Origin of the sequence: Hungatella sp. SB206, from assembly GCF_051132295.1 — a bacterium.
In the GTDB taxonomy this organism is placed as follows: domain Bacteria; phylum Bacillota; class Clostridia; order Lachnospirales; family Lachnospiraceae; genus Hungatella; species Hungatella effluvii.
Window position 1 is genome coordinate 1584215 of the sequence record NZ_CP096603.1, and the last position, 12920, is coordinate 1597134.

Here is a 12920-nt window from a genome sequence, read left to right on the forward strand (position 1 = left end):
GAAAAATGCTGAAAAACTTTAAAATAAAGACGAAATACAATGAGGTTTACGATATCACGGAACACGTGAAGAAGGCGGTGGAGGAAAGCGGAGTAAAAGAGGGCACCTGCCTCGTTTATAATCCTCATTCCACAGCGGGTCTGGCGGTATTTTCTCCATGGGACCCGAACGGGTTCCTGGATCTGGACGAGGAGATTCGCAGGCTGGTGCCGACCAGGATCGATTTCAAACACCAGCACGACACCCCGCAGGATGCGGCGGGCCATGTAAAGTCGGCACTTCTCGGCATTTCCGGGAATTTTATCGTGCATGAGGGAAAGCTGCTGGCCGGCGGTTCCCAGGGCATCTATTTCCTGGAATTCGACGGACCGAGAAACCGGGAATTCTTTGTAAAGATTCAGGCGGATGCGTAGAAACGCTCCCGGAACTGGAAGAAGTTCGCAGGAGTACTCAGATTGAGAAAAGAGGAGAATAGAATGGATAAAAAGAAAATAATCCTGGACTGTGATCCGGGTATGGACGACTCCATGGCCATTATCATGGCCTGTAAATCAGACGCTTTGGAGGTAAAGGCGATTACAGCGGTAAATGGAAACTACCGCGTCGATGTAACCAGTAAAAATGCGCTGAAGGTGCTGGAGCTGATCGGAAGAACGGATATCCCGGTTGGTAAGGGAATGCCGGAGCCGATGGTGAGAAAGTGCCCGAAGGACCCATTTACCCATGGGAAAGACGGTCAGGCGGAAAATAATCTTCCCGATCCGGTGACACCGCTGAGTGATAAGAACGCGGTGGAATTGATCATAGACACGGTTAAGGCAAATCCGGGAGAAATTTACATCCTCTGCACCGGTCCCATGAGCAATGTGGCCATGGCCATGAAAAAGGCGCCTGAGATCAAGGAGATGATCGCCGGGATCTATGCGATATCCGGAGCGTTCGGGCTGAACCGTTACGCATATACCAATGCTACAGGCGATACGCCGCAGAGCGAATGGAATGTGTATGTGGATCCGGAGGCGGCCGATATTGTATACAATTCCGGTGTGAAGCTGGTGGCGCTGGGCCTCGATGTGGCGACTCATTTCGATGTGAATTTGACGGATGAAGATATCCGTATGCTGGAGGAGAGCGACAAGCCGGAGGCAAAGTTCTTCTTGCAGGCCGTTCATTTTGTAAATGAAAGAGGCTTTGAGGCGTACTGTGCGGTAATCGACTGTATGGCGGTTGGATACGCCATCGATGCTACCCTGGTAAAAACCATTTCCGGCCATGTGGGTATTGAGACGAAGAGTGATTTGACGCTGGGAATGACGGTTCTGGACCGTAGACACCATTTCGTATGGGAATCGCTGCCGGTTGTGGAAATCGGAGAGAGCGCCGATTACGAGAGATTCTTAAAGCTTCTCATGAAGCTTGTGCTGGCTTAAGCGGGAGGTTTGCGTATGTTTGAAAAAGAAAAGATCTATATAGCGGGACCCGAGTGTTTCTATAAGGGCGGCCCGGACATTTTAAATGCAATGAGACGGAGGGCGGAGAGCCTGGGCTTCGGTGTTACGCTTCCCAACGAGCATCCTCTGGATATGGGAAATCCGGATCTTCAGAAGCGGGCAGACAGCATTTTCGAGGATCTGAAAATGATCATGAAGGAGACTACGGTCATCATCGCTGACTTAGAGGCTTACCGCGGCTCCGAGGCGGACAGCGGAACAATCTATGAGATCGGAATGGCGTATGCGGATGGGTTAAAATGCTACGGCTACACGAGAGATAAACGTCCGCTGGCATGGAAAGATCAGAAGTATGTGATGAAGGATGGCGTTGTCTACGATGAAAAGGGAAAAAAAGCGCCTTACAAGGAGCTGCCATTTTCACCGGCCGTGGTAGGTTCGACGAAGATCGTGGAAGGCGATTTTGACGACTGTCTTGCCATGCTGATGACGGATTTAGAGGAGGAGTGGAAGGCTGAGGGAAGAACGGGCGGAATGGCCGCAGCGCGGGATGGAAAAGCGTTTGGGGCGGCGAATGAGGCACAAGGCCGGGCGAATGAGACACATGATCCGGCTGACGTTCCGGCGAAGCCGAGAATCTACTTATCTGATGTGATCCGGTATGAGGAAGATGCGGAGGAAATTTATGGCCGCATGAAAGAACTCTGCGCTTCTTATGGTCTGGAGGCTGTCACTCCCTGCGACTGGGCGGAAGGATTTCCGGAGACGAAAGGCTTCAATCCCTATGTGAGAGCGGCAGCCCTGACGGAGAATTACTGCCGGCTGGTGAGAAGCTGTGATGCAGTAATTGCCGATCTGAGTGATTACCGCGGTTATGAGTGCTCCAACGATGTAGGATTCGAATGCGGTATGGGGGTTGAGATGGGAAAAAAGCTGTTCGCCTATATGAAAGACGCAAGACCGTGCATTGAGAAAATCCCACATCTGGGCGAGGCCGCAGAGTTCCGCGATATGACAGGCAGCAATGTGGAGAATTTCAATTATCCGGCCAATTTAATGTTCGGAAGCTCCATGAAGATTTATGAGGGGAGCTTTGAACAGGTGATTGAGAGGGTGGCGAAGGAACTGAACGGGTGAGATTATGGGAGAAATAGGAAAGGAAGTTTCAGAACATGGCTCGGATTTTAAATTATGGATCGCTGAATATTGATCATGTATACTCGGTTCCGCACATTGTCAAACCGGGAGAAACCATTTCCGCCGTGGGATTTAAGGATTTCCCGGGCGGAAAAGGTTTAAACCAGTCGGTGGCGATGGCGAGAGCAGGAGCCATGGTCTTTCATGCCGGTAAAATTGGAAATGACGGCGAATTCTTAAAAAAGATTCTGGTGGCTGACGGTGTGGACTGTACATGGCTGAAAAACAGCGGGGGACCGGGCGGGAGCGCCATCATACAGAAGGATGCAGACGGCCAGAATGCGATCATCTGTTACGCCGGAAGCAACGGAGAGATCAGTCCGGCGGAGATCGACGAGGTCCTGGCCCATTTCCAGGAAGGGGACATTCTCGTATCCCAGAATGAGATCAGCAATGTTCCATATCTGATTGAAATGGCGGGAAAACGGGGAATGCGGATCGCCTTTAATCCGTCGCCGATCGATGATACCGTGCTGCGCATGGACTTGTCTAAAGTTTCCTGGCTTATTATCAATGAGACGGAGGGCTGCGGCCTGACCGGAGAAGAGGAACCGGAGAAGATTGTGAAAAATCTGATTACCCGGTACCCCGGGATGGCCGTAATTCTGACACTGGGAGAAGATGGCTCCATGTATTGCCGGGGGGACGTGATCCTGCGGCAGGAAGCCTACAGCTACGGGGTGAAGGATACGACTGCGGCCGGCGATACGTTTCTGGGGTATTTCCTGGGAACGTATGAACTGGAAGGCGATGTGAAGGCGGCGCTCGATATGGCAGCCCGTGCGGCCGGTATCGCGGTTTCGAGAGAAGGGGCGGTGCCGTCGATTCCGGGGGTGGAGGAAGTCAGGTAGAGATAACGGCGGGAGGAATCACCCTTTCTCCTGCCTGTTACGACAGTTTCAAGCGGTGGAATTTGAAAAAAATGTTTGTGATAAATGTGGTGAGAAAATTTTTGAAAAAGCTATTGAAATATGAAAGTAAATTCGTTATAATATAAATGTATTAAAGATAATACATTGGAACAAGAGAGAACAAAAAACGAAAACAAAAACGAAATACAGAAGCACTTCAATTTTTTTTACCATCAAATGTATTAAAGCTAATACATTAATAACTATAGCTAAAAGGAGAGGAAAGCTTTGGCAAAGAAAATGGTAATAGTATCTGTGGACGCATTGGTTGGCAAAGATTTAAAACTTGCATCCACACTTCCGGGATTTAAGAAAATTATGGATGGCGGAGCGAGAGTGGAGCAGGTTATGAGTGTCTATCCGACACTGACTTATCCTATCCATGTAGTTCAGATGACAGGAAGAAATATGATGAATCATGGAATTTACAACAATGAGCGTGTCATGCCGGGGCGTCTTTCGCCGGACTGGTTCTGGCAGATCTGGGACTGCAAGGTTCCGACCATATTTGACGCAGCTCACCGGAAAGGACTGACAACTCATGCCGCGATGTGGCCGGTGACGGCACAGGCGGATATTGATTGGCTTCTGCCGGAAGTATGGGATTTACAGAAATGGGAGGATCCTGCAATTATATATAAGAAGAACTGTTCTCCGCAGCTGTTTGACAAGTATTTTGAAAAACACCGGTTTAAACTCGGCTGGCATCCGAAGCCGGAGCTGGATGAATTTGGGGTATCGGTCGCAGAAGATGTGATTCGGAACGAAAAGCCTGATTTAGCCATGATTCATGTGTCGGCAGTGGATATTGCACGCCATGGTAACGGTATGTTTGGATCAGCCATCGACGATGCGATCCGGAAAGTGGACAGCTGGCTCTGCAGATTGGAGCAGGCGGTTTCAGAAAGCGGCAGGTTAGACGAAACCAATTTTATCATTGTTAGTGACCATGGACATTTAAAGGTGGATAAGCAGGTGAATTTAAATGTACTTTTTAAAGAGGAGGGACTGATTCAGACAGACGATCACGGTGAGCTTGTAAGTTATCAGGCATACTGCCATTCTTCCGGGCTTTCGGCTCAGATTCTGCTGGCAGATGCGGCCGATACAGAGGTTCGTAAAAAAGTGGAAGCCGTCCTGGAATATGCAAAAGACACAGAAGCATTTGGGATTAAGGCGATTTATACGAGGCACGAAGCCGAGGAAAAATTCCAGCTGTCAGGTCCCTTTGAGTATGTGATTGAAGGCGTGGGCGGCGTTGCATTTGCAGCAAAATGGGATGGCAGGGTCGTGATCAACGAGGAAGATCCTGATTACGATTACGTGAAGACCTCTCATGGACATCGGCCTCACTTGGGCCCGCAGCCGGTCATGTTGGCGAAAGGCCCGGATTTTAAGAAGAACGTCACAATCCGGGAGTGCAGTATTCTGGATGAAGTGCCGACATTTGCAGCAGTTCTGGGAGTGGAGATGGAAGGTCTGGAAGGCAGATGCTTGCATGAATTGTTAGTACGCCCTTGATACGGTATACTAACCTGGCCGAGAGGAGGGGGACTTTAAGTGGCTGAGATTATACTAAAGGATATCTGTAAAAGCTTTGGGGAGACCGAGGTGGTGAAACACGTAGATCTGACGATCGAGGATGGGGCATTTTCGGTAATTGTAGGGCCTTCCGGTTGCGGGAAGTCTACAATTCTCCGGATGATTGCCGGGCTGGAACAGCCAACTTCAGGAGAAATATGGATTTCGGGGAAATGTGTTAATTATGTTCCGCCGGGAAAACGGGATATCGCCATGGTTTTCCAGAATTATGCGATCTATCCGACAATGAGCGTGAGAGATAATATTGAATTTGGACTTAAGAACCGAAGGGTTCCGAAAGAAGAACGCGACACCCTGATCGGGGATGTCAGCGAAATTGTGGGGCTGACAGAATACCTGGGCAGAAAGCCGAGCGAGCTCTCTGGCGGTCAGCGCCAGAGGGTTGCTCTGGCGAGGGCTATGGTGAAAAAGCCCAGTGTATTCCTCATGGACGAACCACTATCCAATTTAGACGCGAAACTGCGGGGGCAGATGAGAAGTGAGCTGATTCAGCTTCATGACAGACTGGGAACGACTTTTATTTACGTGACTCATGACCAGGTAGAGGCGATGAGCATGGGCAATAAAATTGTTATTATGAATCAGGGAGAGATTATGCAGGTAGGAAAGCCGATGACGGTATACCACTGCCCTGAAAATATATTCTCCGCTCAGTTTATTGGAACCCCGCCCATGAATATACTGGCGGCAGAGGGGCTTCATGATGCGGTATGTTGTCCGCCGGGCTGCCGGTATGTAGGCTTCCGACCGGAGCGGATCAGCCTTGACAGGGAATGCAGCGAGGCTCTGGTCCTTCCGGCTGTCGTACAGACGAGAGAGCTTCTGGGAGCGGAAGCGGTCTATACCTTTAAATCAGAGGCGGGAAAGATTCAGATGAAGAATTATTCAGATTATTTACCCGAGCCGGGAGAAAAGGTGAATCTGATAATAGAGCGAAAACATCTCTTTTTCTTTGATGACAGCGGAAAAGCGTTTGGGATGAACTGTGGGAAAAGAGAGGGGTAGAGAATATGAGAGATAAGAAACAGACTTCATTCCGTGATGGGATCCGGCCTTACATAATGGTTCTGCCGTCGATTGCAGTTTTTCTGTTCTGTTATATTTATCCCATTTTCTACATGATTTACTTAAGCCTTTTTAAATGGGATTTCATAAGTCCAACCAAGGATTTTGTCGGCCTGAAGAACTTTATCACTCTGTTTTCCAAGGCGGAATTCCGCCAGGTGCTGTCCAATACGCTGATCTATACGTTCTGTTCCGTTGGAATAGCGATCGTCCTTGCACTTGTGCTGGCGGTTTGGTTAAACCATCCGGGAAAAATGTTCGCATTTGTACAGGGAGCAATTTTCAGCCCCCACATTATTTCTCTCGTATCCGTATCCTTTATCTGGATGTGGATGATGGAACCGTCCTATGGGTTGTTAAACTGGCTGCTGGGACTGTTTGGTGTCAAACCCTCCATGTGGCTGCAGCGGCCGGATACGGCGCTGATGTCTTTGGTGCTGGTATCTGTCTGGAAGCTGATTGGATACGATACTCTGATCCTGATATCTGCGCTGCAGAGTATTCCGAAGTCGATTTACGAAGCAGCGCTTCTCGATAAGGCGCCCGGAATCGTCACCTTTTTTAAGATCATACTTCCCATGATTTCGCCTAACCTGTTTTTTTTGGTGGTAATGAATACCCTTACCTCATTCCAGGCGTTTGAAACCGTGTCCATCATGACCGAGGGCGGGCCTATGAATTCCACCAACACACTGGTTTACTATATCTACCAGAATGGCTTCCGCTTTTATAAAATGGGATACGCCTCTGCGGCGGGAGTGGTGCTGCTGGTGCTGATCGGAATTATGACGATTATTTATTTTAATTTACTGGGAAGAAAAGTACATTATCAATAGGGGGGTGAAACGATTGCAACTGACATACCGACTGAAAAAAATAGTATTGACGGTCGTGCAGTATATCGGATTTGCCATACTGCTGGTACTGTTTATTATTCCATTTGTCTGGATGGTATCCACGTCAGTCAAGTCCATCGGGGAAACGCTGACAAATCCGCCGATTTTTATTCCGTCTGATTTTCATTTTGAGAACTATGTAAAGGCATGGAAATCGGGGCTGTTTCTGCATTTCTTTTTAAACAGTGCCATTATCACATTTTCCAGCATGATCCTGCAGCTGTTGTTTGTTGTTCCGGCCGCTTATGCATTTGCCCGGTGCAAATTCCGGGGGAAGACGATCCTGTTTGGGATTACGATGATGACGCTCATGATACCGGGACAGTTGATCTTTATGCCGCTGTTTTTGATCTTTTCCAAGATGGGACTGATCAATTCCTACGCCAGCATGATTCTTCCGTTTTCTACCAGTGCGTTTGGGATATTTATGCTGCGGCAGAGTTTTATGCAGATTCCGGAAGAGCTTTTAGAGGCGGCCAGGCTGGATCAAGCCAGCGAGTGGCAGATCATACGGCACATTATGGTTCCAATGGCGAGGCCAACTATCGTCACGCTGATGCTTCTGACGTTTATCAGCCGCTGGAACGATTATTTCTGGCCGCTTGTTATGACAACCAATGATAAGGTCCGCACGCTTTCCATCGGTGTTTCCATGCTGAAAAATACAGAAGGCGGCGCTTCCTGGAACGTTTTAATGGCAGGCAATGTGATTTTAGTTCTGCCGATTCTGATAGTCTTTGTTTGTGCCCAGCGCCAGATCATACGGGCGTTTACCTATACAGGAGAAAAGTAAACAAGAGAGAAAAGGAGAGGTTGAAGATGAAGAAAACATTAGCTATGATGTCAGTTTTGCTGCTTGCCGGCACCCTTTTAAGCGGATGCGGAAAGAAGGCTGTTGAAGAGACGGCGGCGGTGCCTGCCGATACCCAGGGAACCACACAGGCAGAGACAGAGACAACGGCAACGGTAGCTGCAGCCGACACTGGAGGAGAAAAAGTAAAAATCGAGTTCTGGTACGCCTGGGGAGACAAGATCGGAGAGACAAATGAGGAGCTGGCCAGACGGTTTAACGAGTCCCAGGATAAGATTGAGGTGGTGGCATCCTATCAGGGCAGCTATGACGATGTGCAGTCCAAGACACAGGCTGCTTTTGCAGCGGGTGAAGCACCAGCCATTACGATGAACGAAACGGCTTCGGTCGGTACGTTCGCCCGGTCGGGAATATCAAGGGACTTAACGGATATTATCGCCAGGGACGGGTATGATCTGAACAATTTTAATACAGGCCTGATGACGAATTCCTATGTGGACGGAAAGCTTTACGCACTTCCGTATATGCGCAGTACGCCTCTGATGTTCGTAAATACGGATATGCTGGAAGCCGCAGGACTCGATCCAAAGGGACCGGAAAACTGGGATGAGCTTACACATTATGCGGAAGTGATGGCGGTGCAGGGGAAAGACGCCCTGTGTTTCCCGATCGTAAATGAATGGTATTTTGAGGCATTTTTAGGACAGGCTGGCGGAACTATTTTTAACAAAGAAGAAAATGGTTTTGACTTTAACAATGAAGCCGGTGAATCCGTATTAAATTATTGGAGAGATCTGCAGAAAACAGGCGGAGTCAATATTCTTTTCGGAAGCGATTCCAGCAATATGTCGAAGGCAGAATTTGCATCTCAGAACTGCGCTATGCTTTTCGCTTCAGTAGCGGATATCAATTACTTTCTGGATGTGGCAAAGGACAACGGATTTAACTGCGCGACTGCATTTTTGCCGGGAAATAAGACGTTTGCGATTCCAACAGGAGGCGCTAATCTAATTATTACCTCTAATAAGAGCGAAGAGGAGACCAATGCGGCATGGGAATTCATGAAATGGGTGCTGGAGGATGAGCAGACGATTTATGCGTCACAGAATACCGGATACGTCCCGGTGACAAACAGTGCCGTGGAGAGTGATGCCATGAAGGCCTTCTATGCGGAAAAGCCGCAGTTTAAGGTAGCAGTGGATCAGCTGCAGTACATTCTGGCCAGACCGATTTCAAAACAGGGGCCGGAAGTGCATAAGGCCATTAAAGACATGGTAACGGAGTTCCTCATGGACGAGAATGTCTCTGCCAAAGAGGTTCTGGATAAGACTGAAAAGCAGTGTCTGGAAATTTTAAATGAGTGATAATAAAATATGGCTGCCGTAAAGATGCGGCAGCCAGCAGAGGCAGGAGAATTTATGGGGGTAAAATTAATTGTGTGCGACGTGGATGGCACATTGATTGATCATTCGGAAACCGTGATCCCGGAGCTGATTCAGATTGTGGATCAGTGCAGAAATGAACACATTTATTTTTCTCTCGCTTCCGGAAGAACGAAGGAATTAATCGAGGATATCCGGCTGAAGCTGCATGTCACGGAACCGTATATTGCAGCAAACGGGGCGTGCGTGTTTATAGATGACACTTGTGTCCTGATGAAAGGCTTCTGCGCAGAACCGATCAGGGATATCATAAATGACGCAAATCAGGCGGGGCTTACGGTAACCTGTTCCGATGCATACCAGGAGCGTGCCCTGAGTGTTACCGATTATGTAATGGAACATCGGAAAATGGGAAACCGGTTTAAGCAGCTGCTGGATTTTCATACGGTGGACTGGAAAGAGCAAAAATTTGTTAAAATCATGTTTATGGATGAACACAGGACAGGAAAAATAGAAAGGATCAGAATGGCTTTAAAGCCATATTCCTCCCAATACTGGATCACGACGTACTCCGATGTAGCGGTTGAGCTGGGACCGGTACAGTGCAATAAAGCGACGGGAGTCCAGGAACTGGCGGGAATTATGGGAATTGGTATGGAAGAGGTGATGGCCTGCGGGGACTTCACGAATGATCTGGAAATGATCCGGGAAGCGGGAATCGGAGTTGCTGTGGCTAATGCCAATGAAATCCTGAAAAGCTCGGCGGACTATGTTGCCACCTCCGCCTGTGCCTGTGGGGTGATTGAGGCGGTGAAAAAGTTCTGTCTGGCAGGCAATGGAGTTCCATAATCTGGGAAATTATGATATACTGAAAAGTGCTTGAAAACTGCTTTTTGCCGTCCGGGAGCACTTGGCGAAGCGTTTAACTAAAATGATCAGAAGAGGAATGAAACAAATGGGGAACAGCAATGGTATCATGAATGAATCACCGATTCCACTCTACTACCAGATCTATGTCGATCTGAAGAACAAGCTGTTGATTAACAAGCTTGTAGATGAAAACGGAAAACTTCCGGCGGAAAAGGAACTGGCAGAATCGTATAAAGTGAGCCGGGTTACCATGCGGCAGGCCATTGCGGAGCTGGAAAAGGACGGTCTGATCGTCCGCTACAGAGGCCGCGGATCTTTCTTAAAATCGCAGCCGAACCCGATTCTTCATAAGCTGGGACTGCCGGGGCAGGCGGGCAGAGTGCGGATTGATAAGAGCCCAGAGATTGTGGAACTGAGCCATTTTGACACGACGTATGAGTACATTGGCCGTGCTTTAAACTATGAAGGAGATATCTTCTTTATTAAGCGTATTTTTCGCGTCGATGGCAATCCGGTTGCAATCAACCGAATCTGGATTCCAGCGGTCTTCACCCCGGAACTGGATAAAAAAGGCTTATGTGTGGAAGGTTCTCTCTCGAAGACCTTGAAGGAAGTATACCATTTAAAGATAGACCGCAGAGAAAATGTCATCGAGGCTGTAAGGCCCTCGGTGTCCGACGTAGAACTGCTGAAAATCACGTATGACACACTGATTCTCCAGATCACGAGCAAATCCTTTTTAAAAGACAATGTTCCGTATGAGTATTCCGTTACCTCCTGGATCGGCGATGCCATCAGGCTGGAGGTCGATGTGGAAGACATAGAGCACGGTATTACATTTCTGAAATAAGAAACCCGGCAGAAGCGTATTCTGCCGGGCTTTTTTACTAAGAGGAAGGCAGTAAGGATAAAAAATTTTACAGGTGCTACAGGCATCTGCTAAAGCAGGAGGTTTTTAACTATGGAACGAATTTCAGTACAATTGGTGGTGTGCGATATCGACGACACCTTGATTCATAAAGATGACCATTTAAAGGAGGAGACAATCCAGGTAATTCAGGAACTGAAAAGGCGGGGAATCCAGTTTACCCTGGCGACAGGGAGAATGCCTTACCGCGCGGAATCCTATGCGAGAGATGCAGAACTTACAATACCGTATGTTGCGAATAATGGCAGCATTTTATATGACCGTGGGAGAATGATCTGGTGCAGGATGCTGTATGCGAAAATAATACAGGAGGTCACACAGCGATACATGAAAATGTATCCTCAGTTTACGGTCATATTCAGTTTTACAGACCGGGAATGCCCTCTGGTAAGAACGGAGTGGATCAGGAAGCGTCTCGGTAAATATAAGGGATATGATGAGACACTGGGCAATACGCCGGAGGTCTGGAATCAGGCGGTGCACAAGATCTATGTTCTGGACGACGCGAGGTCCGGAATGATCGGAGCATTTGCCAGGGAACTGGAACGCTGCGCCAATGAGATCAGCTTTTTTCAGTATGGAGAGTTTTCCATAGAGATAGTGGCCGGCGGCTGTTCCAAGGCATCTGGTCTTACAAGACTTTTAGAGTTTCTTTCCCTGCCGTCTGACTGCGTCATGGCGGTGGGAGATCACACGAACGACATTGAAGTGATCAAAAAGGCCGGGATTGGTGTGGCTGTGGCAAACGCCAATCCGCAGCTGAAAGCAGTGGCGGATTATATCACGGAAGGAGAACGGGACCAGGGGGTGAAGGAGGCGGTTGAAAAGTTTGTGTTTGGAGACAGGCTGGGGACTGATAAAATAATTTATCAGGCAGAAATATATTGAAAAATAACTAGATATAAATTATAATTAATTTATAGGTAAAAATAAGATAAATAATAGAGAGCGTTGGTAATATAATTTAACTGTCCTATTATGTAATGAAAAACAGGAGGTAGAAACAATGTCAACACCACATAACCAGGCCTGCAAAGGCGATATAGCTAAAAATGTATTAATGCCCGGAGATCCGTTGAGAGCGAAGTTTATCGCAGAGAATTTCCTGGAGAAGCCCCGCCTTGTGAATGAAGTGCGTGCCGCATATGCGTATACGGGAATGTACAGGGGAAAAGAAGTGAGCGTGATGGCGAGCGGTATGGGGATGCCCTCCATGGGAATTTACTCATACGAGCTGTTCAGTATTTATGACGTGGATAATATTATAAGGATCGGTTCTTCCGGCGCCTATGTAACAGACTTAAATCTCTATGATGTAGTGTTGGCTGAGAGTGCTTGGAGCGAATCAAGCTTTGCCAGAACACAGAATGGCTCTTCTGATGACATTTTATATCCAAGCAGAGAATTAAATGACCGGATTCTGGAGACGGCTGAGAAATTGGGTTATCTGCTTACTCCCACACGCGTTCACTCCAGTGATGTCTTTTACTGTGAAGCGAACATGGACGATTACAGAGAAATTAACAGAAAACACCAGTGCACCTGTGTCGATATGGAAAGCTTTGCACTCTTCCATAACGCTAAGGTACTGAATAAAAATGCAGCCTGCCTTCTGACAATTTCCGATTCCTTCCCTACAGGGGAAAAGGCCTCCGCAAAGGAGCGCCAGGAGTCATTTACCACAATGATGAAAATTGCGCTGGAAGCCTGTACAACCATCATAAAGATACATACAAAATAGAATAGAAATGCCTCCCTTCCGACAAAACCAGTAATCAAAGGTTCTTGCCGAAAGGGAGGCATTTTT

13 protein-coding genes are annotated in these 12920 nt (G+C 47.9%); all 13 read left to right on the plus strand.

Translation table 11 applies throughout. The features are described 5' to 3' along the window. Positions 1-5: 5 nt before the first annotated feature. On the plus strand, positions 6-413 hold the full coding sequence (locus tag M1L66_RS06870; protein WP_434691714.1) for a secondary thiamine-phosphate synthase enzyme YjbQ: 408 nt from the start codon (positions 6-8) through the stop codon (positions 411-413). Between the two features lie 63 nt (positions 414-476). Then, a complete protein-coding gene (locus tag M1L66_RS06875; protein ID WP_187022436.1) occupies positions 477-1430 on the plus strand; it encodes a nucleoside hydrolase in 954 nt (317 codons plus the stop codon). Between the two features lie 15 nt (positions 1431-1445). Continuing rightward, entirely contained in the window at positions 1446-2588 is a 1143-nt protein-coding gene (locus M1L66_RS06880; RefSeq protein ID WP_434691717.1) for a nucleoside 2-deoxyribosyltransferase, read from the plus strand. Positions 2589-2623: 35 nt separating this feature from the next. Next, positions 2624-3499: a ribokinase gene (locus M1L66_RS06885; RefSeq protein WP_434691720.1), complete on the plus strand. Its 876-nt coding sequence runs from the start codon at positions 2624-2626 to the stop codon at positions 3497-3499. Positions 3500-3787: 288 nt separating this feature from the next. Next, the gene (locus tag M1L66_RS06890) at positions 3788-5080 is read left to right on the plus strand and encodes an ectonucleotide pyrophosphatase/phosphodiesterase (RefSeq protein WP_434691723.1); all 1293 of its coding nucleotides are present in this window, start codon (positions 3788-3790) and stop codon (positions 5078-5080) included. A 39-nt stretch (positions 5081-5119) separates the two neighbouring features. Beyond that, on the plus strand, positions 5120-6166 hold the full coding sequence (locus M1L66_RS06895) for an ABC transporter ATP-binding protein (RefSeq protein WP_434691726.1): 1047 nt from the start codon (positions 5120-5122) through the stop codon (positions 6164-6166). A 5-nt stretch (positions 6167-6171) separates the two neighbouring features. Next, a complete protein-coding gene (locus M1L66_RS06900) occupies positions 6172-7062 on the plus strand; it encodes a carbohydrate ABC transporter permease (RefSeq protein ID WP_434691729.1) in 891 nt (296 codons plus the stop codon). 4 nt (positions 7063-7066) lie between these two features. Next, entirely contained in the window at positions 7067-7915 is an 849-nt protein-coding gene (locus M1L66_RS06905; protein ID WP_434691732.1) for a carbohydrate ABC transporter permease, read from the plus strand. A gap of 26 nt (positions 7916-7941) precedes the next feature. Continuing rightward, entirely contained in the window at positions 7942-9297 is a 1356-nt protein-coding gene (locus tag M1L66_RS06910) for an ABC transporter substrate-binding protein (protein WP_434691735.1), read from the plus strand. A 54-nt stretch (positions 9298-9351) separates the two neighbouring features. Then, positions 9352-10164 carry an HAD family hydrolase gene (locus tag M1L66_RS06915; protein WP_434691738.1) on the plus strand — a complete coding sequence of 271 codons (813 nt, stop codon included), beginning with the start codon at positions 9352-9354 and terminating at the stop codon, positions 10162-10164. 106 nt (positions 10165-10270) lie between these two features. Continuing rightward, a complete protein-coding gene (locus M1L66_RS06920) occupies positions 10271-11035 on the plus strand; it encodes a GntR family transcriptional regulator (protein ID WP_187022427.1) in 765 nt (254 codons plus the stop codon). A gap of 111 nt (positions 11036-11146) precedes the next feature. Then, the gene (locus M1L66_RS06925) at positions 11147-12001 is read left to right on the plus strand and encodes an HAD family hydrolase (protein WP_434691741.1); all 855 of its coding nucleotides are present in this window, start codon (positions 11147-11149) and stop codon (positions 11999-12001) included. A gap of 118 nt (positions 12002-12119) precedes the next feature. Beyond that, complete coding sequence (gene deoD / locus M1L66_RS06930; protein WP_187022425.1) at positions 12120-12854, plus strand: purine-nucleoside phosphorylase; 735 nt, start codon at positions 12120-12122, stop codon at positions 12852-12854. Positions 12855-12920 lie beyond the last annotated feature (66 nt).